General features: G+C 60.1%; 24 protein-coding genes and 1 tRNA gene. 19 read left to right on the top strand and 6 right to left on the bottom strand.

Features of this window, described 5'->3' with window-relative positions; all coding sequences use genetic code 11:
* Window positions 1–120 precede the first annotated feature (120 nt).
* Window positions 121–903 carry a polyphosphate kinase 2 gene (ppk2, locus tag GRF63_RS01860; protein ID WP_160484315.1) on the bottom strand — a complete coding sequence of 261 codons (783 nt, stop codon included), beginning with the start codon at window positions 901–903 and terminating at the stop codon, window positions 121–123.
* A gap of 74 nt (window positions 904–977) precedes the next feature.
* Here ppk2 and argB point away from each other — a divergent pair, with 74 nt between their 5' ends.
* The 4 genes from argB to GRF63_RS01880 all read left to right on the top strand — a co-directional run bounded on the left by argB (window position 978) and on the right by GRF63_RS01880 (window position 3674).
* Window positions 978–1874, top strand: a complete 897-nt coding sequence (gene argB, locus GRF63_RS01865; protein ID WP_160484316.1) for an acetylglutamate kinase — start codon at window positions 978–980, stop codon at window positions 1872–1874.
* 86 nt (window positions 1875–1960) lie between these two features.
* Window positions 1961–2236: a YggT family protein gene (locus GRF63_RS01870; protein ID WP_337189593.1), complete on the top strand. Its 276-nt coding sequence runs from the start codon at window positions 1961–1963 to the stop codon at window positions 2234–2236.
* Window positions 2237–2275: 39 nt separating this feature from the next.
* Window positions 2276–3049, top strand: coding sequence for a hypothetical protein (locus GRF63_RS01875; protein ID WP_160484317.1), 774 nt, complete (start codon window positions 2276–2278; stop codon window positions 3047–3049).
* Window positions 3050–3053: 4 nt separating this feature from the next.
* The gene (locus GRF63_RS01880; RefSeq protein WP_160484318.1) at window positions 3054–3674 is read left to right on the top strand and encodes a MarC family protein; all 621 of its coding nucleotides are present in this window, start codon (window positions 3054–3056) and stop codon (window positions 3672–3674) included.
* A gap of 234 nt (window positions 3675–3908) precedes the next feature.
* Here the strand turns inward: GRF63_RS01880 and GRF63_RS01885 are convergent, their stop codons facing one another.
* Both GRF63_RS01885 and GRF63_RS01890 read right to left on the bottom strand, forming a co-directional pair.
* Window positions 3909–4520, bottom strand: a complete 612-nt coding sequence (locus GRF63_RS01885; protein ID WP_160484319.1) for an LON peptidase substrate-binding domain-containing protein — start codon at window positions 4518–4520, stop codon at window positions 3909–3911.
* Window positions 4517–5455, bottom strand: coding sequence for a tetratricopeptide repeat protein (locus GRF63_RS01890; RefSeq protein ID WP_160484320.1), 939 nt, complete (start codon window positions 5453–5455; stop codon window positions 4517–4519). The genes GRF63_RS01885 and GRF63_RS01890 overlap by 4 nt, the downstream gene beginning before the upstream one ends.
* 199 nt (window positions 5456–5654) lie before the next feature.
* Between GRF63_RS01890 and GRF63_RS01895 the strand changes: the two genes are divergently transcribed.
* A tRNA-Gly gene (locus tag GRF63_RS01895) sits at window positions 5655–5729 on the top strand.
* A gap of 150 nt (window positions 5730–5879) precedes the next feature.
* On the opposite strand, the gene GRF63_RS16485 is transcribed toward GRF63_RS01895, so the two are convergent.
* Window positions 5880–6938: a hypothetical protein gene (locus GRF63_RS16485; RefSeq protein ID WP_237392252.1), complete on the bottom strand. Its 1059-nt coding sequence runs from the start codon at window positions 6936–6938 to the stop codon at window positions 5880–5882.
* Between the two features lie 321 nt (window positions 6939–7259).
* Here GRF63_RS16485 and GRF63_RS01905 point away from each other — a divergent pair, with 321 nt between their 5' ends.
* The 10 genes from GRF63_RS01905 to GRF63_RS01950 all read left to right on the top strand — a co-directional run bounded on the left by GRF63_RS01905 (window position 7260) and on the right by GRF63_RS01950 (window position 21391).
* Complete coding sequence (locus GRF63_RS01905) at window positions 7260–8417, top strand: glycosyltransferase family 4 protein (RefSeq protein WP_160484321.1); 1158 nt, start codon at window positions 7260–7262, stop codon at window positions 8415–8417.
* 129 nt (window positions 8418–8546) lie between these two features.
* The gene (locus tag GRF63_RS01910; RefSeq protein WP_160484322.1) at window positions 8547–9827 is read left to right on the top strand and encodes a nucleotide sugar dehydrogenase; all 1281 of its coding nucleotides are present in this window, start codon (window positions 8547–8549) and stop codon (window positions 9825–9827) included.
* A 160-nt stretch (window positions 9828–9987) separates the two neighbouring features.
* The gene (locus GRF63_RS01915) at window positions 9988–12303 is read left to right on the top strand and encodes a tetratricopeptide repeat protein (RefSeq protein ID WP_160484323.1); all 2316 of its coding nucleotides are present in this window, start codon (window positions 9988–9990) and stop codon (window positions 12301–12303) included.
* Between the two features lie 32 nt (window positions 12304–12335).
* Window positions 12336–14243 carry a glycosyltransferase gene (locus GRF63_RS01920; RefSeq protein WP_160484324.1) on the top strand — a complete coding sequence of 636 codons (1908 nt, stop codon included), beginning with the start codon at window positions 12336–12338 and terminating at the stop codon, window positions 14241–14243.
* Window positions 14244–14340: 97 nt separating this feature from the next.
* The gene (locus GRF63_RS01925; protein ID WP_160484325.1) at window positions 14341–15408 is read left to right on the top strand and encodes a polysaccharide biosynthesis/export family protein; all 1068 of its coding nucleotides are present in this window, start codon (window positions 14341–14343) and stop codon (window positions 15406–15408) included.
* A complete protein-coding gene (locus GRF63_RS01930; protein WP_160484326.1) occupies window positions 15405–16223 on the top strand; it encodes an ABC transporter permease in 819 nt (272 codons plus the stop codon). Before GRF63_RS01925 ends, GRF63_RS01930 begins: the two co-directional genes overlap by 4 nt.
* A complete protein-coding gene (locus GRF63_RS01935) occupies window positions 16211–16921 on the top strand; it encodes a P-loop NTPase family protein (protein WP_160484327.1) in 711 nt (236 codons plus the stop codon). The genes GRF63_RS01930 and GRF63_RS01935 overlap by 13 nt, the downstream gene beginning before the upstream one ends.
* Before the next feature lie 29 nt (window positions 16922–16950).
* A complete protein-coding gene (locus GRF63_RS01940) occupies window positions 16951–18342 on the top strand; it encodes a KpsE/RkpR family capsule polysaccharide export protein (protein WP_160484328.1) in 1392 nt (463 codons plus the stop codon).
* 11 nt (window positions 18343–18353) lie between these two features.
* Window positions 18354–20189 carry a Vi polysaccharide transport protein VexE gene (locus GRF63_RS01945; protein ID WP_160484329.1) on the top strand — a complete coding sequence of 612 codons (1836 nt, stop codon included), beginning with the start codon at window positions 18354–18356 and terminating at the stop codon, window positions 20187–20189.
* Window positions 20156–21391, top strand: a complete 1236-nt coding sequence (locus tag GRF63_RS01950) for a pectate lyase family protein (protein WP_160484330.1) — start codon at window positions 20156–20158, stop codon at window positions 21389–21391. Before GRF63_RS01945 ends, GRF63_RS01950 begins: the two co-directional genes overlap by 34 nt.
* Here the strand turns inward: GRF63_RS01950 and GRF63_RS01955 are convergent.
* Both GRF63_RS01955 and pyk read right to left on the bottom strand, forming a co-directional pair.
* Window positions 21388–22455 (bottom strand): SDR family oxidoreductase, encoded by a 1068-nt coding sequence (locus GRF63_RS01955; RefSeq protein ID WP_160484331.1) that lies wholly within the window; start codon window positions 22453–22455, stop codon window positions 21388–21390. The genes GRF63_RS01950 and GRF63_RS01955 overlap by 4 nt on opposite strands.
* Window positions 22456–22497: 42 nt before the next feature.
* The gene (gene pyk / locus GRF63_RS01960; protein ID WP_160484332.1) at window positions 22498–23967 is read right to left on the bottom strand and encodes a pyruvate kinase; all 1470 of its coding nucleotides are present in this window, start codon (window positions 23965–23967) and stop codon (window positions 22498–22500) included.
* A 45-nt stretch (window positions 23968–24012) separates the two neighbouring features.
* On the opposite strand from pyk, the gene GRF63_RS01965 reads away from it, so the two are divergent.
* The 4 genes from GRF63_RS01965 (at window position 24013) to GRF63_RS01980 (ending at window position 26452) form a co-directional block, all read left to right on the top strand.
* Entirely contained in the window at window positions 24013–24318 is a 306-nt protein-coding gene (locus GRF63_RS01965) for a DUF1244 domain-containing protein (protein WP_160484333.1), read from the top strand.
* Between the two features lie 104 nt (window positions 24319–24422).
* Window positions 24423–24659, top strand: coding sequence for a DUF2312 domain-containing protein (locus tag GRF63_RS01970; RefSeq protein WP_160484334.1), 237 nt, complete (start codon window positions 24423–24425; stop codon window positions 24657–24659).
* Window positions 24660–24742: 83 nt separating this feature from the next.
* A complete protein-coding gene (locus tag GRF63_RS01975; RefSeq protein WP_202131537.1) occupies window positions 24743–25624 on the top strand; it encodes an SDR family oxidoreductase in 882 nt (293 codons plus the stop codon).
* Between the two features lie 81 nt (window positions 25625–25705).
* Complete coding sequence (locus GRF63_RS01980; protein ID WP_160484335.1) at window positions 25706–26452, top strand: YebC/PmpR family DNA-binding transcriptional regulator; 747 nt, start codon at window positions 25706–25708, stop codon at window positions 26450–26452.
* The last annotated feature ends 7 nt before the right edge of the window (window positions 26453–26459 follow it).

A 26459-nucleotide genomic window follows, 5' to 3' on the forward strand; every position in this document is an offset into this window, starting at 1 on the left:
GCGGCTACGATTGCAAGAACCAGCCACGGCCTGACGTTGCCCAGGATCCTGCGCCACCCCGTCTTTCGGGACTGCCGGTTTCTGGATCTGCGGCGGAAGGAAATAACCTTGCCCAGCGCCTCAATCTTCCAGCGGGAAGGGTGCGATCGGGCGAAGCTTGCCGAAATCCTCCTCCAGCGGGGCATGGCCAAGCTCTGGCCAGTCCAGGTCCTCATGCGGGACATCAAAGTTGGGAAGACGATCCAGCAGGTCACGCATCAGGGTGAGGCGGCCGTGCTTCTGATCGTTGTAATCCACCACGATCCATGGCGCATGATCGGTGTGCGTGGCTGCGAACATCGTCTCTCTCGCCTTGCTGTATTCCTCGTAAAGCGTGCGCGCCTTGATATCGATGGGAGAGAGTTTCCAGCGCTTCAACGGGTCTTCCAACCGCTCTGCAAAGCGTTCTTCCTGCGCTTCCTGGCTGGCGGACAGCCAGTATTTGAACAGCCGTATGCCATCGTTCACCAGCAGCTTTTCAAATGTCGGCACTTCGCGCAGGAACTTGTCCACCTGATCCTGGCTGGCGAAGCCCATCACCTTTTCCACGCCCGCGCGATTATACCAGCTGCGATCGAACAGCACGATTTCACCCGCGGCGGGCAGGTGCGGAACATAGCGTTGAAAATACCATTGGGTCTGCTCCACATCGCTGGGCTTGGGCAGGGCGACGACGCGGCACTGGCGCGGATTGATGCGCGCACTGATCGCCTTGATCGTGCCGCCTTTGCCCGCCGTGTCGCGCCCTTCGAACAACACGCAGATCCGCTCCCCGGTGGTTTTGGCCCAGCGCGCCATGGCCACCAGTTCATGCTCGATCGGTTCGAGCAGCTTTTCATATTGCTTGCGTTTCATAGCCAGCATCTCTCCCACCAAGAGACCGTGTCCGCAAGATGCTATTGGCGCGGGCGTCACTGCGGGCTAAGCGGTTTGCCGACATGACCAATACAAGTGAAAATCGCATGCTGGCCAAGGCCGAAACCCTGATCGAGGCGCTGCCTTATTTCCAGCGCTATGCCGGACGCAGCTTCGTGGTGAAATATGGCGGCCACGCCATGGGCGATCCGGAGGCTGCGCGCGATTTTGCAGAGGATATCGTGCTGCTGAAAGCCGTGGGCATCAACCCCGTGGTGGTGCACGGCGGCGGCCCGCAGATCGGCGCCATGCTGAAAAAGCTGGGCGTGGAAAGCCAGTTCATCGATGGCCTGCGCGTGACCGACAAGGAAACAGCCCGCATTGCCGAAATGGTGCTGTCCGGCGCCATCAACAAGGAACTGGTCGGCTGGGTCAATCAGGCAGGCGGCAAGGCCATCGGCATTTCCGGCAAGGACGGCAAGATGGTGCTGGCCGAAAAGGTGAGCCGCACGGTGAAAGATCCCGACAGCCAGATAGAACAGGCGGTGGACCTGGGCTTCGTGGGGGAACCCAAGCATGTCGATACCACCATTCTGGAAACCGTCAGCAGCGCCGGCATGATCCCCATCATCGCGCCGATTGCCAGCGATGGGGAGGGCCATACCTACAACATCAACGCTGATACGATGGCAGGCGCGGTTGCTGCCGCCCTTGGCGCGGCGCGCCTGTTCCTGCTGACAGATGTGGCAGGCGTGCTGGGCAAGGATGGCACCCTGCTAACCGATCTGCGCCCGGCAGACATCGCAAAACTGCGGGAGGATGGCACGATCAGCGGCGGCATGATCCCGAAGTTGGAAACCTGCGTTCACGCCGTGGAAGGCGGGTGCGAGGCGGCGGTGGTGCTGGATGGCCGGGTGCCGCATGCGATGCTGCTGGAATTCTTCACCAGCCGCGGCGCGGGCACCTTGGTCAGCGCATAGGAAGCTCTCAAACCTTGCGGATTTCGCCGTGCGTATTACCTTGACGATACACTTGTTATATTGAATCACCCTTGCGGGAGACCGGCGTGTTCGCCCTAGTCCAGATCCTTTCCATGATTGCCCAGGTCATCGTATTCCTGGTGATCATCCAGTTCATCATCGGACTGCTCTTTTCGTTCAACGTGGTCAGCCCGCGCAACGAATTCCTGATGCAGGTCTATAATTCGATCAACGCCCTGCTGGAGCCTTTGCTGCGGCCGATCCGGAAAATCCTGCCCAGCACGGGCGCGATCGATTTCAGTCCGCTGGTTTTAATCCTGGCGATCAACGCCCTTATCATCGTGCTGAATTCCGCCGCCTGACTCTTTGACAAATCGAACCGGCGAGAGCAGGGCGCGAATATGATTTCACGTGTCACCATCGCCCTTGTCGGTATTGCCAGCATTGCTACGCTGGCCGCCTGCGCCAGCCCGCAGGCGCAGCGTGTGGAGCGTGAACGCCGCGCTGCCACGGCGTTTCTGGAACGACAGGGCTCCATCGGTGATCCGGGCCGCGTGGCCGCCGCCGATATCGCCTTTGCCAAGATGGCACGCGAACAGGGGCAGTGGACCGCATTCCTCGAATATGCCGCGCCCGATGCCCTGATCCATGGCAGAAACGGCGTGATCCCCGCGCAGCCTTGGCTGGCGCAGCAGGACAATCCGTCTGTTTCCGTTGCGTGGACGCCCAACACCGTATGGTCCAGCTGCGATGGCACGCTGGCGGTCAGCTTCGGGCGATTTCAGGAGCCGGACGGAAAGGTGGGCAGCTATGTCACCACCTGGGAACTGCAAAGCGATAACAGCTACAAATACACCTATGATCTGGGCGCGCTGGACGATCCGCAGCCGGTTCGCCAACCGCAAGAGGAACTGCCGGAAGGCGCGATCATCGTGCCCGGCATGACCGCGATAGAAGGCCGGGTGGCCGACTGCCCGGCGGCGGGTATTGATCAGCCAGCGATGCCAGTAGCAACGTCGGCAGGCAATGCCTCGGGCACAACCACATCGAAAGACGGCACGCTGCAATGGACATGGTCCCACGCGGATAATGGGGAGCGCCGCGTGATCGTGACCTGGCTGCGCGAGGGCGAGGTGCGTGAGGCGCTGAACTTCGCGGTTCCGGCTGAAGGCTAGATCCATGAGCGAACTGTTCATCTCTGCCTTCATCACCCTGTTCGTGGTGATCGATCCCCCCGGCTGCGCGCCGATCTATGCTGGCCTCACCAAGGGCGCGTCTGCGGCGGAGCGGCGCATCATGGCCATTCGCGCCAGCCTGATTGCGCTGGCTATCCTGCTGGTGTTCGCATTGTTCGGGGAAGACCTGCTGCGCGCACTCCATATCGAATTGGACAGCTTCCGCATTGCGGGCGGCTTCATGCTGTTCTGGATCGCGTGGGAAATGGTGTTCGAAAAACGCACGCAGCGGCGTGAAGAACGCGCCGAACGCGCCACGAGGGAGCATGTGGAGGATGTGTCCGTCTTCCCGATGGCCATGCCCATGCTGGCCGGACCCGGCGCCATCGCGGCGATCATGCTGCTGATGAACGAGGCGAACGGACTGAACCAGTCGCTGGTGGTGCTGGGCGCGCTGGTGGCCGTGCTGATCCTGACGATGCTCGCCCTGATCGCCGCAGGCCCGCTGATCAGGCTGCTGGGTGACCGGGTAGAGGCCGTGATTACCCGCCTGCTGGGCGTGCTGCTGGCAGCCCTTGCCGCGCAATATGTGATCGACGGGCTTCGTGGGGCTTTCTTGGTATAGCCCTCAGGCGCCGGGCGCAGGCCGTCCGGCCTGCTTGGCTTTCCTCGCATAAGCTCGGGCGCGCGGTCGCGCTTGCGGTCGCTCGTCGCGACCGAAATCAGCGCCAACGATTATGCATAGCCAAGGTACGGTCCGCGTTTAGCGGACCGCAAGGCCGACTGGCCGCCCGCAGCGGGCGCAGCTTGCTGCGCATTGAGCGAGGACGATCCGGCGGAGGCCGGATCGAAAAACAATCTATTGAAGAGTCACATGCTCGTCGTCGGGGTCGCCGCGGCCGAAGAATTCCATCAGCTGCACCAGCAGGTCACACCGTTCGCGCAGGTTCGGCGCTTCCAGCAGGGCCTGCTTTGCCGCCGCATCGAAGGGGGCTATTTGCGATACGCCGTTGATGAGCGAGACATCGTCCAGCCGCGCGACCGAATCCCAATCGATGGCATAGCCCTGGCTGTCAGCGAACTTGCGCGATTCATGTTCGAAACTCGCGCGTTCTCCCAGCGAGAGGTATTCCTCCACCGGCTCCTCGATCAGCTCGGCTTCGACCTGGCGAAACGGGGTGGTCACTTCCAGCTCGCGCAGCACGCGAAAGCGCTTCTCGCCCGTCAGCACGATGTTGTATCGTCCATCCTCGCTGGTTTCGACATCGTCGATCTTGCCGATGCAGCCCACGTCGTACAGCGGCGCGCTTTCCATGCTGTCGGCCGGCTGGATCATGCCGATCCGTCGATCCCGCGCCAGAGCATCCCCGATCATGGCGCGATAGCGCGGCTCGAAAATGTGCAGCGGCAGTTGCAACCCTGGGAACAGGATCGCACCCGTGAGCGGGAAGATGGATAGTTTGCGGCTCATCCGAACAGGATCAGGGAAAGCTTGCGGCGCTGCGTGGAAACCCACGGGTCTTCCATGCCAACAGCCTCGAACATCTTCAGCAGCTTGTCCTTGGCCGGTGCCTCGCCTTCTTCGCCTTCAACGCCCTGTGCACCCTGGATGGAGCGGAGCAGGGTCTCGGCAGCCTCGTCCCGCTCTCCGGCGGCAAAGGCGGCCTCGGCAAAAGCGATTTGCGCTTCGGTATCGGCGGGACGCTCTGCCGCGGCCTTGCGCAGCGTATCCAGCTCTCCGGTGTCGACCTGCGTTCCGGCCAGCTCCAGCGCGCTTTGCGCCTGGTTCACCAGCGGATCATCCTTCATTTCCTGCGGCAGGGCATCATAGGCCTGCTGTGCCGCCTCTGTCTGGCCGGCCGCTACAAGAGCGCGAATGAGGCCCGATTGCACCTCCGGCTTGTCAGGCGCCATTTGCGCCAGCTGCATGAATACCGATGCGGCGCGTTCTGCATCGCCATCGGCCAGAACCTGTTCGCCCATGGCCACCAGCTGGTCGATATCGGGCGCCTGCTGTCCCTCTGCCCCCGGCTGGCCATCGGCGGCCCCGGCCTGCACCGGCAGTTTGGAAAGAATTTCGTCCAGCGCCTGCTTCAGCTGCGATTCGGTGCGTGCGGGCGTCAGGTCGGCAACGGGCTGGCCCTGGAACATGGCGTAGACCGTGGGGATGGACTGCACCTGGAACTGGCTGGCGATGAACTTCTGCTCATCCACATTGATCTTTGCCAGGACCACGCCCTTGTCGGCATATTCGGCAGCAACCTTTTCCAGCACCGGCGTCAGCGCCTTGCAGGGGCCGCACCACTCTGCCCAGAAATCCAGGATGACGAGCTTAGTCTGGCTGGGATCAACCACGTCCTTGCGGAATTGCTCGACTGCTTTTTGCTCATCGATGTTAAGGCCCATGCTTGCCAAGTGTCTGCTCCTGCTTTTCGCTAATCACTGTTGCGCTACAATGTGGCGTTTATGTGCCCATTGTGAAGGGCTAACAGGGTGCGCGGCAAGCTTTCTCGCAGACATGCAATTTTGCTCTTGCCCGGTTACAGACTCGCTGCTAACTGCGCCGCTCCCCACCCGGAACAGCTTTTCGGGTGAGCGCCAGTGAGCGGGCGTAGCTCAGGGGTAGAGCACAACCTTGCCAAGGTTGGGGTCGGGCGTTCGAATCGCCTCGCCCGCTCCATTTTCCATCACAGATATGAATCCGTGCTGGTCTGGTAGACTGCCAGACCGGTGTTATGCGCATGCAATTACGGCCCGATGGCGATGCACCGGGCCGAATCATGGGGCAATTTCAAGACGTGGAAAAAAGGCAGTCAGCTTGCCAGCTGCGTCAGACTTCCAGGCCTTTCTCGATCTGGCGTAGCTTCATCCGCGCCATGCCCAGGTTGGATTTCGCCTTGTCCAGCGCAAGATACACGATCAGGCCCTGGCCGCTTTCGGACGATGCCGGCCGGATCATGTGGATCTGTGTGCCAAGCGTGATCAGGATGTCCTCGATGGGTTCATCAATGCCGAGTTCCTTCATGGTGGCGTATTTTGCACGCAAGACATTGGTGTTGCCGGCAGCTGCCACTTCCAAATCCAGCGACTTGCCGCCACCTTGCTCTGTCGCGATCGGCATTCCGGATTCGTAATCAAACAAGGCAACAGCAATCGCGCCATCAATCGCCATGCATTCTTTCAGCTTGTCTTTGTAATTCATGATTTCTTCCCTTCTTTGTTCACGTTTCTCTTTTGGATGATAGCTAAGAATTTGATTTATAAGGTCGCCGCTATTGCTCAGGTCGATGATCTTTTCCTTGACCTTCTCGGTCAGCGACAGCGGCTTCTTTGCCTTCCCGGCAGACGCTTTCTTCCTGATGGGTGATGACAATTCCTCGTCCTCCTCTGTGATCGCGGCGGGACCATTGGACTTGAACGAAATCACCCCGACGACGGCATCGATCAGCACTCCATCGCTCGAACACGGAAGCGCGATGGTGCGGTACGAAATGTCCATCTCGCGTTCGTCGACGAACTCAGCCTCGAAACCCACCGGCGCGCGGTTTGCCACCGGTTCAAGGATATGATCCGTTAGCCGTGAGACGAGCGATCGGCGCGGCACCTTCTCGACCGACAAGGGAAGCTTGGCGCTTGACGAAGGCAGATTGGCTCCGATGGATGTCACCGCACCCAGCAATTCATCATCGAGTTCGATAATCACGCTGTTGTCGGCAAAGGTGCAATCAGGATGGGTGAGCAATTCCTTGGACGATGGCAGCGAGCCACCATCGTTCAGCGAAGTCCACAGATTGTAGGCCTGCATATGCAGTCGCCGTTCCTCGGCGCCACCGTCATCAACCTGCAGGTCATCGCTTGCAGATGCGGTTTGCGTTGAAGAATTGCTCACTGCCGAAATACCCGTCCGATTTGCCAATAGCCACAGCTTCACAGCGGCAAATTAAGCGGTGGTAAACAGATAGGGGTGGGCGACACTTATCTGCAAGTCTTTGAAAACTTTATGATTTCATGGATTTTTACAATTTAGCAAAGTTAACAAGGCTTTTATCGAAACCAATTGTTCATCGAGTTTTCGTATTTCACGAAATTGGCTTTGAAACATGATCTCATCAAGATTGAGAATCGATCGTTTCGCTGGCGGTAATTGATCTACCGATGAGGCAGCAGGAATTGCTGCATTGTATCGGCCAGACCATTGATGCGGCAGCGAATGACGGATAGCGCAGCGCGCATGAAGATCGTCATCATCTCTCGCGGCTATCCCTCTGCCGAGCGTCTTTACAACCATGGGTTCGTTCACCGCCGCGTGCTGGCCTATCGCGCGCTTGGTCATGATGTGACGGTGATCTGGCGGCATCATCGCCCGCATGTCGAGGCGTATGAATTCGATGGCGTTCCGGTGAAGGTGCTCACCCCGGCAGATGCGCTGGCACTGATCCTGCGTGAGCAGCCCGATACGGTTGCCCTGCACGCCCCGGGCGATGATTTTGCCGAGGTGATAGAGAACGTGCCGCCGCATATCCCCGTGAATGGCTGGATATATGGCGCAGAGATCATGCCCTTCTATCAGGTCACCGAAAGGGAGGGGCATAACCGGGAGCGTTGGAACAAGGCCCGCGCCACGTTCGAGCGGCGCATCGCGTACTGGCGATCGCTGGTGGATCGCTGGCCCGCCAATTTCCGCATGGTTTTCGTATCGCAATTTTCCGCAGACGAGGCTTTTCGCGCAGTTGGCTGCGAACTGCCACGCTGGACTGTCTCGCCAAGCCCGGTGGATACGCAATTGTTCCGCCACGAGGAGCGGACGGCGGACCACCGGTTCGAAGTCCTGTCCATCAGGCCGTTCAGCGACTGGCGCTATGCAAATGACCTTTCGGCAAAGGCGATCTGCATGCTGGCCGAACATGAGCTGTTCGATCGCTTCCGCTTTCGCTTCATGGGTGAAGGGCACCTGTTTGACGAGATGGTGGAGCCTGTTCGCCACTTCGCAAATGTGTCGGTCGAAAAGTCCTTCATGACGCAGCAACGTGTGGCCGAACTGCATCGCACGGCAGGCATTTTTCTGTGCCCTACGCGGAATGACGCACAAGGTGTGAGCCGGGACGAGGCAATGTCTTCCGGCCTTGTGCCCGTAACCAATGCCGTTGGCGCGGTGCCGGAATTCGCCGATACGTCATGCGCGTGGCTCGCGCCGGAAGAAGATCATGTCGCTCTGGCGCAAGGATTGCTCACTCTGGCGCAGAAATCGGAGATGTTTCTTGCCAAGTCGCGCGCCGCGGCCTCGCGTATTCGCGAAACCATTGCATTGGACAAAATCATCCCGCGAGAACTGGCTCTTATGACCCCGGAAACTACGACAGACCACTGAATTGACCGCCATAACTATTGTGATATAGGCTCGCCGCTTGGTTGTGATGGCAGGTGGGCATCGCAAAATAAGCGGCCTTTGATCGCGCCCGCCTTATTGAAACTGAATAGAGGAAATACATTGTCTTTCATGCAGGCGCGTCTGTGCGTGGTGGGCCTCGGCTACGTAGGTTTGCCACTGGCCCACTCCTTCGCCAAGAAACTCGAAAATGTCGTGGGCTTTGATGTATCAGAGGGCCGCATTGCTGAATTGCGAGACGGTTTTGATCGAACGGGCGAACTCACCCGAGAGCAGATGGAGGCCACCACTCTGAAGGTCACCTCTGATCCGGCTGCGATAACCGAGGCGGATGTCGTTATCGTTGCAGTGCCTACGCCGGTGGACAAACAGCGCAGGCCCGACCTCTCCATCCTGAAAAGCGCGTGCCAGACCGTGGGTCAGCACATGAAGCGCGGTGCAACCGTGGTGTTTGAATCGACGGTGTTCCCCGGTGCGACAGAGGAAATCTGCGCCCCGATCCTGGCCGAAGCATCCGGCATGACGTCGGGTGTAGACTTCAAGCTGGCCTACAGCCCTGAGCGGATCAATCCCGGCGACAAGGAGCACCCGGTCGAGAAGATCGTGAAGGTCGTGTCGGGCGAGGATGAAGAGACTGCCGAGGCGATGGCCCAACTTTACGGCATCATCATCGATGCGGGCACGCACAAGGCCACTTCGATCAGGGTTGCAGAAGCTGCAAAGGTGCTGGAAAACACCCAGCGCGACATCAACATTGCGTTGATGAACGAACTGGCGCGGATCTGCCGCAAGGCCGGTATTCGCACTGCCGACGTTCTGGAAGCTGCATCCACCAAGTGGAATTTTCTGCCGTTCAAGCCGGGTCTTGTCGGCGGGCACTGCATCGGCGTTGACCCCTATTACCTTACGTCAAAGGCAGAAGAACTGGGCTATCACCCCGAGGTGATCCTGTCCGGCAGGCGCATCAACGATTCCATGCCGCGCTACGTCGCCACCGAGATGCTGCAGATGATCGCTGCTAGCGGCTCTCCCATCCGGGGCTCGCGGGTCGGAGTTCTGGGGGTCACGTTCAAGGAGAATGTGCCCGACGTCAGAAACAGCAAGGTTCTTGAGCTCGTCGACTTTCTCAAGAGCTTCGGCCTCGAAGTGATCGCATACGATCCGATGGCGAATTCAGACGAGGTAAAGGATGAATACGGTCTGGACCTTTCGCCCAAGGAGGGGCTGACCGATCTCGACGCGCTGGTAATCGCTGTAAGGCACGATGCCTTCATGGATGGCCTCGATGCGTGGATCGGTGAAAATCTGAAAGCGGGTGGCGCGCTTGTTGATCTGAAATCGATCCTGTCGCCGAAGGAATACGAGAAAAATTACAATTACTGGTCACTGTAATCGGTTAGAAACAAGTATGTTGATAATTTGTCCGATAGGCACCTGCCGAATTAACACCCCGCTGCGGCGCGCGCGAACAACGCATGATGTCGCGTGGGAGAAATCGCGGAATTACGGCTTTACGCACACTGCGCACGAAGCGCTCCAGCAGCTGCGTTACATGCTGGGTGAGCTTGATATCCCCGAGCAGGTTCGTCAGGTTTCCTTCCGGCATGGCGGCGCCAATGGCGGCAGGACGGAGGGCACGGACATGCCCGACGAAATGCTGACGGTGCCCGATCACTACCTCGTAGAGATTTCATCTGCCAAGAACATCACCCTTGATGGCTATGCCGTGCAGGTGAACTATTTCTACAAGCGGTTCGACGATTTCTTTTCTGACCGGGGGCGGCAGCTCCGATTCGCGCAGTTGGCATCGGAAGAGACGCTCGACGAATTTCATAGCTGGCTCGAAGCGCAGCCATCTTTCGACAGGCTTCCGGAGGAAGATCAACTGATTCTGAAAAGGATCCGTATTGCGAAGGATACCAAGGAGAACATTCATGCCGCCTTGTCCGCGATGCTGGAGTTGGTTCCGCGCGAACGCCTGATCGTGACCACGCACGTGGACGCGCAGGACGTCGCGGGTCGGCATCTTTCATCGCGCCGGCGCCACATTTCAGATGTCGAAGAATGTTGCTATAATCTCGACATCACTTGCTACAATCCCACCGGTCTTATGCGCCGCATGGGGCAGCGCGTTGCTCTTCAGAACGATGGGCGCGATTTAACCCACTTCACCGAAAAATTTTCCGACGCCCTTTTCCGCGATTGGAATGCGCATTTCTTCGGCGCTGATCCGCTCGTCGAAGAGCATGGTTTCAATCTCAAGAAATACGCTCGCGATATCGAGGCCGGAGACGTGTTCAGGGCATCGCGCGAGTTGCGTGCCGCCGTGCGCCAATATCCGGACAACTATCCTCTGCAACTGGAACTGGCTCGCCTTAAATACAGGCTAGGCGACTATGCATCGGCTCTGGAATTTTACGAAGAGCGCGGAAAGGACGGGGTTTTCTCCGACAGCGATCAGGAAGCCTGGCTGGTTTCGACCTATGAGACAGGCGCTTTCAAAAAGGCCTATGAGCTTGGCGAGATGCTTTTGGCGGATGAGGTGGAAACAGACACCATTCATGCGACTGTCGCGCGTGCTGCGGCAGGTATCGGCGAAATCGATAATGCCATCAGCCGTTGGAAACACCTTTTCTTCGAGGGCCAAGCTCCGTTCGAGGCAGCTAGCGAGGTGCTCGACCTGCTTGACCGTCGTTCCAATTCCGCTGTCCGCAAAGACGAGTGGGTGGCACTGGTTCTTGAACGTTATCCCGAGCACGAAGATGCTTTGGCAGTTCTCTGGCGCAGTGCGATCGCAAAGCGCTCGTTCGAGCGGCTAAACTACCTGCTCGGAAAGTCTCAAAATTTCTCGTCAGAACTGGCCATCGAACTCGCGGCGGAATGCTGCGATGCCGAATTGCATGCGTTGGGCGCGAAATTGCTTGTCTCTCAATCCGAATGGGATGCGGAGATTGAAGAAGGTAGCACGGCAGAAACACTCAGGAGCTGGGCAGACGATCGCCGTTCTCGCTGGCTCATTGAGGGTGGCCAGCTTCTTGAGGCAGGAAAGCTTGGCGAAGCAGCCCAACGCATAAGTGCCGCAGGAATCGCTGGTGATGCACGGGCGCGCCAGCCGATGCGCGAGGTCCAAAAGGCGCTGCTGACTTCGGCGCGCGAGGCCTACAAGGCGGCGGAGTACGAAAAGGTCCTGAAGGTTGTAGAAACCGCTCGCCGAGCGCTGGTCGAATTTCGTGAGATGCATCTTCTTGCGGGTCGCTCGAATTACAATCTCGAGAATTACGAAGCCGCAGTTGAACATCTGTTGGAGGAAGTTGCGGGTAAGCCATTCAACGCCCGCATGGCGTGGATTATCGCCAGGGCGGCCATCAATTCCGACCAGTTCGGCGTCGCCATAGACCAGTTGCTCTTAATCGCCGATGACGAGAGTAGTACTGCCGAGGAGCGCGCTGACGCAGTCTCTAGAGCCGAGCGCCTTGTCGGTCGGACCGTGCGCCAGGTGCGCGACCTCACGGCCCAAGAGCGTTTTGGCGATGCTCACCAATTGGTGGGTAAACTTAGCCGCCTCGAAGCCGGGCAGGAGCGCGCTGAAACTGAGCGTAGGCGCCTCGGTTCCGCTCTCAAGAAGCAGATCGCGGTGCTTCATGAATCGCAAACGGACGAACAGTTGGACCTTGCTCGTCTGTTGCTCGAAATCGATCCGGAAAACGAATTTGCGGCCAAGAACGCCGCGCTGGCCGCGCTGCACTCCGGACAATTCGAAACCGCTATTGGGTTCTTCGAAAAACAGCGTCCGTTGACGGATAATAAGCGCCAGGTTGATCGCAATATTGCCAAGTGCCAAGCTTTGCTCGCTCGAAAGGCGGCTTGAATGTTCCATGATCTGAAGAAAAGCGATTTGTTATGAAGTCTCATGCTCTTCAGTCGAAAGGCGAACTTGGCCTCGATGGCGATACCATCAAGACCCTGAAAGAACTGCTGGGCAGGTGCACCAGCTTGCGGGCATCGCAGATCGCGGCGGAACAGGCCCGCCGATTTGAAGAGGTTGCGCGTTTCGACAACGAGGCCATGATCCTGCTGTTGCAGATCAAGGACAAGGCCAAGCTGATCGATGAGACAGGCGACGCCTGGCAGGCGCTGTATGACGAGGATCCGGGCGTCGACATCGTGGTTCGCAATCTCATCAACTCCCACGCCAAGCATCGGCGCGGGGAAGATGCGCTGCACCTGATCAATCGCCACTTCCCGCAAGACACGGATCAGCGCGCTGTCCTGATTCAGCGGGCCAGCATGCTGGAGGCCATCGGGTTTCCAGAGCAATCATACGAAACCTACGAGCGACTGATTCAGGAAGAGCCTGAGGATGATCGCGCGCGGCTGCATTATGCCATACGCCTGGCGAAAGTCGGCCGGCTTGCCGATGCGGTTCGCATCATCGACCCGGTGGCGGAAAAGCTGGAGCAGGACGAGCGCCACGCCAAGACCTTTGCCGACTGGCGGGCCAAGGTGGATGTGCTGCACCGTCTGGCTCCAGAGCGTGATCTGCAGGGCGTCGATTGCCGCATTCTCTCGCTGGAATGCCTGCTGCGCCAGTTCGAGAATCGCGAGATTACCAAGCCGCGCGGCAGGTACAACATCGCGCTCGTGACAGGCGGGCTCGGCGCAGGCGGTGCGGAGCGGCAGTTGTCACGGCTGGCGCGATTGCTGAAATCAGAGCACGGCGATCTGCACAAGGTCTGCGTTGTCGTGAAGACGCTGCTTCTGAATGAGGTGAAGCCGAACGATTTCTTCCTGCCCGATTTGCAGGCCGACGAAATAGAGGTCGTCGAGATCGAGGCGATGGAACCTGTCGCGGCAGCGCGGCAAGTGGATCTGGACGAAGATACAGCGCTGCTGTTCGCGATGCTGCCGCCGCAGGTACATTACGGCGTCACCCGCCTTGCTCCGTATTACCGGAAAAACAAGTTCAATGTCGCGAGCGTGTGGCAGGACGGTGCTACGCTTTACGGTTGCCTCGCCGCTCTGTTCGCTGGTGTGCCCAACATCCAACTGGTGTTCCGCGGTCTTCCGCCCAGCGTGCGCAAGGAGCGGGATCAGCCGGAGTACGAGGTTCTCTTCAAGGGAATGGCCAGGATTCCGGGTGTCACACTGGTGAGCAACAGCAAGCTGGTGGCAGGCGAGTATGCCCGTTGGCTGGAAATTGAAGAAGACAAGGTCGACATTCTCTACAACGCCGTCACCGCCTACTCGACCGAGAACGAGGCAGAGGACGAGGAGAAGTGGCAAAAGTTCGCCGAGCGGACGTTCGATGCCGATACGACCCTAGGCGGCGTTTTCCGCCTGGAAGGGCTGAAGCAACCCAGCCTGTGGGTCAATTTTGCCGCGCATTATTACGAACGTTTCCCCAAATCGCGTTTCATCCTGCTGGGCGATGGCAGGATGCGGGAGACATTGAAGAAGCAGATCGCCAGCCTTGGATTGACAGACAGGTTCCTGCTGGTTGGCCGCACGCGCAGCGTCGGCTTCTGGTATGAGAAGATGGATGTGAAGCTGCTGCTTTCCCAGTTCGAGGGGCTGCCCAACGTATTGATCGAGGCGCAGGCCGCCGGTGTGCCCGTGCTGGCCACGCCGACGGGTGGATCATCCGAATGCTTCGTCGAAGGCGAGACGGGGTATATTCTTGATGACATCCTGGAGCCGGATCTTAACATGGCCGTGGAAAAAGCGCATGAACTCGCCACGCGTTTTCGTGAAGATGCGGGCGGCCAGCCAGGCCGCGCGCGACTTTGTTGGCCAGAGATTTTCCGATGAACAGTCGCTGCGCACATTTCTCCGCATCTGTGAAGCTTGATTTATCTTGCCGGGTCGCGGATGGTCGGAGCTTCGGGGTAATTCAATGAAACGTCTCATGCGTACCATGCTTGTCGCTCTCAGCGTCGGACTGCTGGGTGCCTGCGCCCTGCCCAGGGGCGGCCCCTCCACTTCCGAGGTGGTTGAGAGCAACCAGACCCAGATACAGCTGGTGCCGATCACGCAGTGGCAGGCAGAGGCCGGGGCTGCCGATGCAATGTCCCGGCTGCCAGATACTTTCCGTGCGGTAGGGTCTACTGATTTCCAGACGCTGAGAACCGGCGATATCCTCAGCGTCACCATCAGCGAAGCTTCCGGGAATGGCAGTTTCCCGCAGACGATCGCATCCCCGATCACGATGGACAGCGTGGAGGTTGCTTCAGACGGTGCCATTACCGTGCCTTTCGCGGGCAGGGTTCAGGCAGAGGGGATGACGACGGCTGAACTCACCACCGCCATTCGCCGCCGACTGGTGCGCCAGCTGTACGGCCCGCAGGTTTTCGTTTCGCGCACCGGCTCCACCAGTCGCAGCGTTACGGTGACGGGCGATGTCGTGGAAGGCGGCGCGCTGGAGCTTACTCCGCAAACCTCTAGCCTTTCGGCCGTGATCGGTGCGGCGGGCCTCGTTCGGGAAGAGGGCGCGGAATATGTGGTTGAAGTCCACCGCAACGGCGCGACAGCCGAGGTTGGCCTCAACACGCTATATTCCGATCCGACCTATGACATCGCGCTGATGCCGGGCGATGTCATTTCGCTTCGCCGCGATAGCCGCTTCTACATCATCATGGGCGCCGTGGGCGAAGCTGCGCGCGTGCCGTTGCCACGCAATGATTACATGTTGATGGATGCGCTGGGCAGTGCGCGCGGCCTGGAAGACGCGACGGCCGATCCCACCGGGGTTTTCGTATTCCGCCGCGGCGCGAATGTGGCGAATGCCACCGGGCAGGACGTGATCTACCGCATGAACATGAGCGACCCGTCCAATATCTTCGCGGCCACCAGCTTCCCGCTGCTACCGGGTGACATCGTTTATGTAAGCTTTGCGCCATTCAACCAGACCCAGAAAGTCCTGCGGGCGATTAGCGGCGTATCCAGCCTGGCCAGTTCAGCGACGCGGATCAGATGAGCCCCGCGCAAAATGCGGGGCCTCTGGATGCTGTCTCGATCTGGCTGCGCAAGACCAAGGCAATAATCCAGCGCGAAATCGGCTCACGCTATACGGGCGATGCCATTGGCTATCTCTGGGCCTACATCGTTCCGCTCGCGTGGATTGCCGTTATCTACGTGTTGTTCATCGCGCTCGATCGCCGGGTTCCGATTGACACCGATCTTGGCAGCTTCATCTGTTCTGGCGTCGTGCCCTATCTGTGCGCGCGCTATGCCGTGAACGCCATATTGCGAGCCAGAACCGCCTATCGGCACATCCTGTCCTTCTCCACTGTCAGCCACAATCTGGTGGCGGGCGCAGTATTCCTGCTGGAACTGGGCAACAGCATCCTGGTGTTTCTGACCTTGCTGCTGCTGAATTACGCCCTCTTCGGATTTTTCGAAATGCACGACCCGCTGCTGGCCTTGTGGGGATTTTCGCTGGCTGTGGGCGTCGGCGGGGCCTTTGGCTATCTGATGATGTCGCTATCCACCATCTGGCCGGCCCTTTCACGCGCCACGCCGATCTTCCTGCGGCCGTTCTTCTATATCTCTGGCGTCTTCTACACTGCCAACGAGTTGACGCCGCGCGTGGTGGAATTGCTTTCGTGGAACCCGCTTTTCCACGGCATTGAAGTGCTGCGTAGCGGCCTTTTCGAAGGTTACACCTCGCCGCTGGCCACCAATGCGATGCCGTTGACGTTCATTGCCATCTGTGTCGCGATTGGCTTCATGGTGCAGCGCCGCCGGTTCTCCGGCGAAGGTGCGGACGAGGATGCATCATGGGCGATCTGATGATTGGCTTCGAGAACTGCACCAAGGAATTTCGCCTGGATAATGACCATCGCGTGATCCTGGATGAAGCGACGCTGATGTTCGATCCGAGTGACCGTGTGTGCGTGCTGGGTCTGCCCAGTTCGGGCAAGACCACGATAGCAAATCTGCTGTCCGGCTTCGGTCGGCCTAACGCGGGGCAGGTGCATCGCAGCGGACGGATTTCCTGGCCACTGGGCTTTGCCGGTGCTTTCCATCCATCCATGAGCGGCGCCCGCAATATCGAGATTATCGCCGACCTGGCCGAAGCTCCCAGAAACTGGGTCAGCGCCTATGTCGCGGAATTTTCGGAGCTGGGTGACGATTATTACCGCCCGCTGGAAACATACTCGTCATCCATGCGATCGCGCCTTGGATTTGCCCTCAGCATGGCCATTCCTGCTGACACCTATGTGGTGGATGGAATTGTCGGAACGGGTTCTCCTTCCTATCGCGCAAAGTGCGAAGTTGCCTTTGAGCAGAAACTCGACAATGCAGGGATGTTCTTCGTCACCCAATCGCCGCGCATTGCAGAAAAGTTCGGTCGACGATTTGCCGTGTTGAAGGATGGGGACTTCGTTCTGACCGAAGATTTTAGCGCAGCCGAAAAGGCATTTGAGGAACAGCTGGCGGCGCAGGATGATCTGCGCCTGCTGGTGGAAGGATTTGCCAATGACTGAGTTTGCGGCACAAGAAGCGAGCGAATGCTATGGATAACAAGGCCCGCCTGGAAGCCTGGAAGAAATCGAAATCCATCGGCCGTGGGAAAGAACCGACCGACAAGGGCGGAACGCCCGGATCTCGCAAGAGCGCGCCCGAAACGGATGTCTCCGATCTGCTGGATAGCCCGGCGGATGACATTGGCTCCGATCTGACGGACGACCAGCGCAAGGCGGAAAAAATCGCGCGCAACCGTGCCGCACGCAAGGAAGAATTGCGTCAGCAGGACGAGGAACGGCGTAGGGAAATCGAATCCCTTCTTCCCACGGACGGAGACGTCACGGCGCGCCTTGACGAGTTGAACCGCCGCGAACGCCGCCGCCATACAAAGCGGCTTCGCTCGCTGGCGCTGTTCGGCTTGCTGCCCGTGCTGCTGGCGCTCGCCTATTTCGCGTTCATCAAGGAGAACTACTTCCAGACCGAAGCCTCCTTCGCGATCCAGACCGTGAACTCATCCCCGCAGTCTCCGGCTGCCAGCATTCTCGGCATCGGCGGCGGCGGTGGCGGCATGACGGATGGTTACCGCGTTCGCGAATATCTGCAGTCCGCCGAAGTGATGCAGATCATGGAGAAAGAGCATGGCTATCTGAGCCATTTTCATGGCGAACCCACCGGCAATCCACGGCTGGACCTAGATTTTTATCGCAATCGCATCGGTATTCAGGCCGATCAGCAGGAAGGTATTCTTACGCTGACTGTAGAGGCCGTATCCGCCGAAGACGCGGTGCGATATGCCGATATCCTGCTGGAACTGGCCCGCGCGAAGGTGCGCGACATCTCCCGGTCGATCGATGAGGATCAACTGGCCGACCTGGTTTCGGTGCAAGAGGATGCGCAGGACCAGTTGAACCTTGCCCAGGCCCGCGTGCAGGAAGTGCAGATCCGGCAGGCGGAGCTTGATCCGCGCGTTTCTGCTGAAGGCATCTACACCATCATCAACAACTTGGAAGTGCAACTGGCAGAAGCCGATGCGCAGCGTCAGGCACTGCTTTCGAATGGCCTGACCGAAAGCCCGTTCCTGCCCCGGCTGAATGCCCGTGTGCAGGCGCTGGAAAACCAGATTGCAGAGCAGCAAAAACGGCTGGGAGGTTCGGGTGGCGACACGTCGCTGGGTCGTTCTGTCGCAGCGTTCGAAACCGCCGTTGCAGAGCGCGATGCAGCAGCCGAAACGCTGGCTTCGGCTCGCAGCACAGTGCAGCAGGCGCGCTTGCGAGGGCTGGAGCAGCGCAAATATCTGGTGGTGATCGCGCAGCCCATGCAGCCCGTCGCCCGCGAAGAGAGCCGCTTGCTGGACATCCTGCTTATCCTGGCGGCGGCACTGGTGGCGATCCTGATCGTTGGCCTGGTAATGCTGAGGCGACCCGAACGAGATAGTTTATGAAAGACGCAAGCATGACCGAGCAAGCCGATCAGACGGAGCGGCTTGTCTCCCAGTTCAAGGAAACTGGCAAAATCACCCCGGCGGAGCTTGGCGCAATCGACCTTGATGACAGGGCGAATTACCAGCTTGTGCGCAAGCAGATCGTCCGCCCCTTGATGGAGCAGGACAGGAATCGCGAAGCTGCGGATATCCTGGCCATGCTGATGAAGAGCAGTGCGGCGAAATTTGCCGAAGTGGTAACGCACGCGCGCCTTGTGTGGGAATTCGATCGAGAGCAAGCGAGGCCGCTGTTCGCCGATATTGTCCGCCATCCGGAGGCCGACGCCCCAGACATCAGCGTCGTCTTGACCAGGCTGCTGAAGGCAAAAGAGTTCGACAACGCTGCAGATATGTCTGAAGGGTTCGCCGACTGGCCACGCGATGACCGGATCACCACGCTGGCATTGAAAGCATTTATCCGTGCCAATCGCACAGAACGTGCCTTCGCGCTGCTGGAGGCGCGTGGTGATGAGGACGATATGGAGCAGCTCGCCCTGTGGCTGCAATTGCTGAACAAGCGGGAGCGTTACGAAGACGTTCTGGCACGCGCTCCGGATCTGGACGATCCCTCCGCCAATAGCGCATTGGTGCACATGGAAGTGGGCGATGCCCTGCTGTCCCTCGCCCGCCGGGATGAGGCAATTGAACGCTATGGCCGTGCCCTGCAGCTGGAGCCTGACGATGTCCGCGCGCTGACCCGGCGCGGCGAGACATTGCTGATCAAGAACGATTACCGCGCCGCCCGTATCGATCTGGCCCGCGCGCTGGAGCTGGCCCCGCATCTCAATCACCTGAACGTGTGGCTGGGCCGCGCGCTGAAGGGCGCGGGCGAATATGATCGCGCGGCGGACCTTATGGTGACGGCCTGCCTCAACCAGCCCGACAGCGTGGAATTGCGCCGTGCGGCTGCATCCGCACTGAACCAGGCGGGACGGCAGGAGGCCGCAATGCGGCTGTATGATCACCTGCTGAAATCGCGCGAGGCGGGATTGCCCAGCGATTTTGAATCCGGGCTGGAAGCCTTGTGGGACAGGGTGGATGATCTGCACATTCCCAAGGCCCGGTTCGACTGGGCGTGGCAGTTCCGCGATGCGGACCGCTTTCCCGACCGGGAAGAGTGGGAGCGCCGCGGCAAGTGGGGCCTGCTGGCGGATCGGCTGATTTACGACTGGCTGGAATGCCGGATGGAAGAAGCCGGGCAAGTGCTGGAAAAGGTCTGCGAACTGGACCCGTTGCAGGAACTGGTGCAGCCGCTGGTGGATCAGGGCCGCGGTGTGATCTTCGCATCCGCCCATATCGGGGCGATGTTCACAGGCCCACTGGCCCTGGAACTGCTGGGTTTCGAAAACCGCTGGATGGCCTCCACCCCCGGATTGCCATCGGTGGCCTTCAACCGCCAGCTCATCAGCACCAGCGACCAGACAGAGGCGCAGGTTGCCCGGCAGGCCATGCGGGCGCTGTCGCAAGGCGCGACGCTTACCATCGCCATAGACGGGGCGATGAATGTGGCGGCCCCGCGCATCGATTTCGAAGGGCAGGAGATAACCTATGCAGGTTTTGCCTCCCGCCTCGCTTACAAGCAGAAGGCACCATCGGTGTTTGCCGTGCCGCAGTGGCGTGAAGGCACGATCGAATATCATCTCGCCAAGCTGCCCTATCCCGCAGAAGGGGAAACGCTGGAAGCCTTCACCGCCCGCTGGCGAGAGGCCTATCTGGGTCAGCTGCGCATCGCGCTGTCGGCAGCGCCAGAGAACCTGCGGCTTGCAGGCGGCATATGGCGCCATATCGTTCCGCAGGGGACGGAGTGACGCGGGCCTTCTCCTTCCGCCTTCTGGGCGTTGCATTGCTGACGCTGGCAGCGCTGGCGATCACTTTTCCGTTGCTGTCGACCGCGCGCAATGCACCGCCGCCACAGGCGGGGCAGGGCTGGTGCAGTGAAGGCCTGACGGTGCGCGATGGCCGGGTTGTGGGTGCAAACTATCTTGGCCGGCAGGATGGCTTTGCCGATGCCGCCGGCACCACCGGCGGGCTGGGCCAGAGGCTGTTGCTGGTAACCTCCACCGCCGATGATGCGCGATCTGCGCATGCCGGCACATTGCGACACGCCGTGGAAACGGCGCGCGCGGCGGGTGGGGGATACATCCTGTTCGATCTGCCGCGCGATGCCCAGCCTATCACCCTGCGCACGCCGCTGAGGCTGGGATCGAACGTTACTTTCGACGGCGGCTGCTCCACGCCGCGCATCATTGATCGCAGCGCGGGCTCCGCCATCTATCTGGACGGCGTGCGCAACGTCGTGATCGTGGGTATCACGCTGACCCAGACCGGGTTTGCCGACCAGGACGAGGGCGGCGATTGCATCACGGTGCGCGATGGGGCGGACCGGGTGTGGGTCGCCTATTCCGCGTTCTCCGCCTGCCGGGATGGCATGATCGATGTAACGGCCAAGCACGGTGATCGCCGCGGGCGGGTGACCATATCAGACAATCTGTTCACCGATCATGACAAGGTCATGCTTGTGACGGCCGCCGCACCAGACGGTGCATCCTGCTTTGCCAACGGGGTTGGCAATGCGCAGTTGCAGGTCAGCCTGCTGCGCAATCGCTTTGTCCGCGTGGCGCAGCGCATTCCGCGGGTTGCGGGTAACAGCTTCGTCCATTCCTACGGCAATGATATCGCCTTTGCGCCGCGTCGGCGCAATTCTGGCGAGATGAGCGGATCCTATGGCGGCCTTGCCCGCGATGGCGGACGGCTGCTGTCGCAGGCCAATCGCTATCGTTCGATGACGAATGACAAGGTTCTGCGCGGGCTGGTGGCCGATGGGCCAAGCCAGAAGGGGCGCGGCATCTGCGCAGGGCAGGGCGCGGCCCTGTCTGTGGATGATAAGTTCGGCCCGCGGCTGGAGCGGCGCGAAGGCAATCGCAACCGTGTCTCCGCCCAATCATACAACCTTTCCAACCGGGCTACCGCCTGGCAGGCGGATCGCCCGGTCGGCCCGGCGCTGCGTTAGGAATTGAAGTCCGCGATCACGCGGCGGCGTTCCTCCACATACCATGGCATGGCTGCTTCCAGCCCGGTGACGATGGTGTGCGTGGGATCATAGCCCAGAAGGTCACGACCCTTGTCGATCGATGCGAGGGAATGGCGCACGTCACCCTTGCGGAAATCGGCATGGATCGGATCCTTGTCATAGCCGATCTGGTAATTCGCCAGCTCTTCACGAATGCGGGTGAACAATTCGTTCAGCGTGGTGCGCTGTCCCACTGCGACATTCACCACCTCGTTCTCGCCGCGAAGCTGCGCCAGGCCAGCGCGCAGGTTCGCCTGCACGGCATTGTCGACAAAGCAGAAATCGCGGCTCGTCTCTCCATCGCCGTTGATCGTGATGGACTGGCCGTCGATCATCAGGTCCGTCCATTTCGGGATCACCGCGGCATAGGCGCCTTGCGGGTCCTGACGCGGGCCGAACACGTTGAAATAGCGCAGGCCGACGGAGGAGAAATCATAGGTGCGGCGATAGATATCGGCATAGATCTCGTCGAACAGCTTCGTGGCGGCATAGGGTGACAGTGGATTGCCGATCCGGTCCTCGATCTTGGGAAGCTGCGGCTCGTCACCATAGGTGGAGCTGGACGCGGCGTAGACGAAGCTCTGCACCCCGCCGAGGCGAGAGGCATCGAGCATGTTGAGAAAGCCGGTGACGTTCACATCATGGCTGGTGCGCGGATCTTCGATCGAACGTGGCACCGATCCCAGCGCGGCCTGGTGCAGAACAACGTCCACATCCTTTACCGCGGCGGCGCAGGTATCGAAATCGCGGATGTCGCCTTCGATTAGCGTGAAATTGGCAAAATCATCGCCAACGCAGGATTCCACATGCTTCAGATTATAGGCATGGCCGGTGGCGAAATTGTCCAGCCCGGTCACCGTCTGGCCAAGCTGCAACAGCGATTCCACGAGGTTGGAGCCAATGAACCCGGCAGCACCGGTTACCAGCCAGTGACGGCGGTTTGCGCGCAGCCTGTCGCGCAGCTCGGTCTGGCCCGGACGGTCAAACCAAAATTCCTTCTGCATATTCAAGTCCTTCAGAAATTGTCGTTCCGGTGACAGCCGAATTTACGAATCGTAATCGTCCAGCTCGTCACCCTGCACGTTCACCACGTGCACCAGATTGGTGGCGCCTGCCTGGCCGAAGGGAACGCCCGCCAGCATGGCGATGCGCGCACCTTCCCCTGCAAAACCGTGGCGCAGGGCCATGCGCTTGCCCTTGGCAATCATCTCTTCAAAGCTGCCGATATCCTTGGTGGCCACGGGGTGGCCGCCCCACAGCAGGCATACCCGGCGGGCAACCTGCATGGACGGGGTCAGCACCATAACAGGCACGGCAGGGCGTTCGCGGGAAACGCGACGCGCGCTGCTGCCGGAACTGGTGAACACGGCAATGGCATTGATATTCACCGTGTCGGCAATGGTCATGCAGGCGTGGGAGAGGGCATCGGCCAGCGTGGCGTCGGGCGGGGTATCCAGCATCCGCACACGCTGTTTGTAACCCTCGTCCTTTTCCACCTGGCGGGCGATGGAATCCATCATCAGCACGGCTTCTTCAGGCCAGTCGCCAGCCGCGGTTTCCGCGCTCAGCATCACGGCATCGGCGCCGTCGTACACGGCATTGGCCACGTCGGACACTTCGGCGCGGGTGGGGGCGGGGCTTTCGATCATGGATTCCAGCATCTGCGTGGCCACGATCACCGGCTTGCCCGTCAGCCGCGTCTTGTTGACGATTTTCTTCTGCAGCGGCGGCACTTCCTGCGGCTCCAGTTCCACGCCCAGATCGCCGCGCGCCACCATGATGCCGTCGGCCATCTCGATAATCTCGTCGAGGCGGCGGATGGCCTGCGGCTTTTCAATCTTGGCGCACAGCGCGCCGCGCCCGTTCATCAGCTTGCGCGCCTCGGCAAGGTCGTCAGGCCGTTGCACGAAGCTGAGGCCGATCCAGTCGACGCCCTGCTCCATGGCGAAAGCAAGATCGCGGCGATCCTTGTCCGTCAGGGCAGGGATGGGAATCTCGGCGTCGGGCACATTCACGCCCTTGCGATCCGAAATCACGCCGCCGACTTCTGCCTTGCAGGTAATCTCTCCATTGCTGACCGATTGCACGCGCAGGCGGATCTTGCCGTCGTTCACGAGCAGGCGCTGGCCTTCTTCCACGACGTGGAAGATCTCCGGATGCGGCAGTTCCACACGGGTGGCATCGCCCGGTTCGCCCACCCGGTCAAACTTGAAGGTGGCGCCGTGAGGGATGGTGGCGCGGCCATCCTTGAACGTACCCACGCGCAGCTTTGGCCCCTGCAGATCGGCAAGGATGGCGATGGGCCGGTAGAATTCCTTTTCCAGCTGGCGGATGTTGCGGATGGTGCGGGCGTGCACTTCATGCTCGCCATGGCTCATATTGACGCGGAAGGCATCGGCCCCGGCCTGGAACAGGCGGCGCAATGTATCGATGTCGCTGCAGGCGGGCCCCGTCGTGGCGAGGATCTTGACCTTGCGGCCACGCGGGCCAAGTCTGCTTGTATCGAGCTTTACCATGGCCCACGCCTATGACAGGCGAAGATGACAACACAAGGATATATGATGAGCGATACGCAAGATCCCCTGGATATGCTGCCCGATGATGTGGCCGCCGATGCCTTCCGCCGGCTGGTGCGGCACCTGCAGCATCGCCACGATGCGCAGAATATCGACCTGATGGGCCTCTCCGGCTTTTGCCGCAATTGCCTGGCGGACTGGATTCGCGATGCCGGATATGATGGCAGCAAGGATCAGGCGCGCGAATTGATCCACGGCATGCCGATGGATGAATGGAAGGCCACCCGCCAGACCGAGGCGACGCCGGAGCAGCTTGATCGCATGAAGGCCAGCGTCGCAAAGAACGCCTGATGCGGGCTTTGCACAAAATGGTCCACAGTCTTGCTTGCGCCGACGCGCGCCTGCGCTAACCAGCGGCCAACCGATTCTCACATTCTTACCGGAGCACTATTCCAATGGCTGAAGCCACCGACGACCGCCTGCGCCTGCTGATCGAGCGTATCGAACGCCTTGAAGAGGAAAAGAAGGGCATCGCCGACGACATTCGCGACGTTTACGCAGAAGCCAAGGCCGTGGGTTACGACCCCAAGATCATGCGCCAGATCGTGCGCCTGCGGAAGATGGAACCCAACGACCGTAGCGAGCAGGAAATGATCCTGGATACCTACAAGGCCGCTCTCGGGATGGGTTGAGCCTTTATGGAGGCGGCGTGCGGAACGCCGCCTCCGTCCGGTCCGTTGATTCTGCAAACCCCCTATTTGCAGGATTACCGAAAATGACCGACACTTTGCACAAATCGCAGGACGCCACCTTCAACCAGCCCATCGCGGAAGAGCCGGATATGCCCGGCCATGAAAGCGCGCTGGATCGCAAGCCCGAATGGGAACCGCGCTATCCCGGTTCCGGCCGCATGAAGGGCAAGGTCGCCATCGTGACGGGCGCGGACAGCGGCATCGGCCGTGCCACCGCCGTGCTGTTCGCCCGCGAAGGCGCGAAGGTGGCCATCGCCTATCTCAGCGAGCATGACGACGCCAGGAAAACGCGCGAATTGTGCGAGGCGGAAGGTGCGGAAGTGCTGCTGTCCGCCGGAGATTTGGGCGATCCGAAACACGCGCAGGGCTTCGTCGATGCGGTGATGGAACGCTTTGGCCAGATCGACAGCCTGATCCAGATCGCGGGCGAGCAGCACCCCGATTACGACGTGACTGACATCACGCCGGAGCAATTGCAGCGCACGTTCCAGTCCAACATCTACTCGATGTTCTATCTGGCGCAGGCCGTGCGGCCCCACCTGAAGCGCGGCGCGACCATCGTGAACTGCACCTCCATCACCATGTACCAGGGCGCGCCGATCCTGCTGGATTACTCCGCCACCAAGGGCGCGATCACGGCGTTTACCCGATCGCTGTCCGGCCAGCTTATCGAAGACGGCATCCGCGTGAACGGCGTGGCGCCCGGCCCGATCTGGACGCCGCTCAACCCCTGCGGCGGCATGCCGGAGGAGGAGATGGACGACTGGGGCACCGACACGCCGATGGGCCGCGCGGGCGAGCCCAATGAAGTGGCGCCAGCCTTCCTGTTCCTTGCCTGCGAGGACAGTTCCTACATGTCCGGCCAAGTGCTGCATCCCAATGGCGGGACCGTAGTGAGCGGATAATCAATGCCATGATGTGTTGAAGCAAAAGCGGGGCTGGGCTAGGCCCCGCTTTTACTTTCAGCACCCGTTAGAAGAACCATCATGGCAGGCCATTCCAAATTCAAGAACATCATGCACCGCAAGGGTGCGCAGGATAAGAAGCGTTCGAACCTGTTTTCCAAGCTCAGCCGCGAAATCACCGTGGCGGCGAAGATGGGCACGCCCGATCCTGACATGAACCCGCGCCTGCGCCTCGCCGTCAACACGGCCAAGGCGCAGTCCATGCCGAAGGACAATATCCAGCGCGCCATCGACAAGGCGACCGCCGGTGATGACGAGAACTACGAAGAGGTGCGTTACGAGGGCTATGGCCCCGGCGGCAGCGCCATCATCGTGGAAACCCTGACCGACAACCGCAACCGCACCGCCACCGCTGTGCGCACCGCCTTCAGCAAGCATGGCGGCAATCTGGGCACCGAGGGCAGCGTGCAGCACGGCTTCGAACGGCTGGGCTTCATCGTCTATCCCGCCGATGTCGGCAGCGAAGACAAGGTGCTGGAAGCGGCCATGGAAGCGGGCGCGGAGGACATCACCTCGACCGAGGACGGCCACGAAATCTGGACCGCGGCGGACGACCTGCACCAGGTGGCAGGCGACCTGGAAAAGTCGCTCGGCGAAGCGGAAACCGTGAAGCTGGCGTGGAAGCCCAACATCACCGTCGACATGGACGAGAAGAACGCCGCCACCCTGCTGAAGCTGATCGACGTGCTGGACGACGATGACGACGTGCAGACCGTGTGGGGCAATTACGATATCTCCGACGAGGTGATGGAGAAGATCGAAGGGTAAGCCAACA

The sequence above is a fragment of the Aurantiacibacter rhizosphaerae genome (genome assembly GCF_009807005.1).
GTDB classification, from domain to species: Bacteria; Pseudomonadota; Alphaproteobacteria; order Sphingomonadales; family Sphingomonadaceae; genus Alteraurantiacibacter; species Alteraurantiacibacter rhizosphaerae.

Bases quoted from the DNA above. Each gene is read 5' to 3' on its own strand.
- ppk2 (WP_160484315.1), bottom strand. From the start codon at position 903: ATGCTGGCTATGAAACGCAAGCAATATGAAAAGCTGCTCGAACCGATC.
- argB (WP_160484316.1), top strand. From the start codon at position 978: ATGACCAATACAAGTGAAAATCGCATGCTGGCCAAGGCCGAAACCCTG.
- GRF63_RS01875 (WP_160484317.1), top strand. From the start codon at position 2,276: ATGATTTCACGTGTCACCATCGCCCTTGTCGGTATTGCCAGCATTGCT.
- GRF63_RS01880 (WP_160484318.1), top strand. From the start codon at position 3,054: ATGAGCGAACTGTTCATCTCTGCCTTCATCACCCTGTTCGTGGTGATC.
- GRF63_RS01885 (WP_160484319.1), bottom strand. From the start codon at position 4,520: ATGAGCCGCAAACTATCCATCTTCCCGCTCACGGGTGCGATCCTGTTC.
- GRF63_RS01890 (WP_160484320.1), bottom strand. From the start codon at position 5,455: ATGGGCCTTAACATCGATGAGCAAAAAGCAGTCGAGCAATTCCGCAAG.
- GRF63_RS01905 (WP_160484321.1), top strand. From the start codon at position 7,260: ATGACGGATAGCGCAGCGCGCATGAAGATCGTCATCATCTCTCGCGGC.
- GRF63_RS01910 (WP_160484322.1), top strand. From the start codon at position 8,547: ATGCAGGCGCGTCTGTGCGTGGTGGGCCTCGGCTACGTAGGTTTGCCA.
- GRF63_RS01915 (WP_160484323.1), top strand. From the start codon at position 9,988: ATGCTGGGTGAGCTTGATATCCCCGAGCAGGTTCGTCAGGTTTCCTTC.
- GRF63_RS01920 (WP_160484324.1), top strand. From the start codon at position 12,336: ATGAAGTCTCATGCTCTTCAGTCGAAAGGCGAACTTGGCCTCGATGGC.
- GRF63_RS01925 (WP_160484325.1), top strand. From the start codon at position 14,341: ATGCGTACCATGCTTGTCGCTCTCAGCGTCGGACTGCTGGGTGCCTGC.
- GRF63_RS01930 (WP_160484326.1), top strand. From the start codon at position 15,405: ATGAGCCCCGCGCAAAATGCGGGGCCTCTGGATGCTGTCTCGATCTGG.
- GRF63_RS01935 (WP_160484327.1), top strand. From the start codon at position 16,211: ATGGGCGATCTGATGATTGGCTTCGAGAACTGCACCAAGGAATTTCGC.
- GRF63_RS01940 (WP_160484328.1), top strand. From the start codon at position 16,951: ATGGATAACAAGGCCCGCCTGGAAGCCTGGAAGAAATCGAAATCCATC.
- GRF63_RS01945 (WP_160484329.1), top strand. From the start codon at position 18,354: ATGACCGAGCAAGCCGATCAGACGGAGCGGCTTGTCTCCCAGTTCAAG.
- GRF63_RS01950 (WP_160484330.1), top strand. From the start codon at position 20,156: ATGGCGCCATATCGTTCCGCAGGGGACGGAGTGACGCGGGCCTTCTCC.
- GRF63_RS01955 (WP_160484331.1), bottom strand. From the start codon at position 22,455: ATGCAGAAGGAATTTTGGTTTGACCGTCCGGGCCAGACCGAGCTGCGC.
- pyk (WP_160484332.1), bottom strand. From the start codon at position 23,967: ATGGTAAAGCTCGATACAAGCAGACTTGGCCCGCGTGGCCGCAAGGTC.
- GRF63_RS01965 (WP_160484333.1), top strand. From the start codon at position 24,013: ATGAGCGATACGCAAGATCCCCTGGATATGCTGCCCGATGATGTGGCC.
- GRF63_RS01970 (WP_160484334.1), top strand. From the start codon at position 24,423: ATGGCTGAAGCCACCGACGACCGCCTGCGCCTGCTGATCGAGCGTATC.
- GRF63_RS01975 (WP_202131537.1), top strand. From the start codon at position 24,743: ATGACCGACACTTTGCACAAATCGCAGGACGCCACCTTCAACCAGCCC.
- GRF63_RS01980 (WP_160484335.1), top strand. From the start codon at position 25,706: ATGGCAGGCCATTCCAAATTCAAGAACATCATGCACCGCAAGGGTGCG.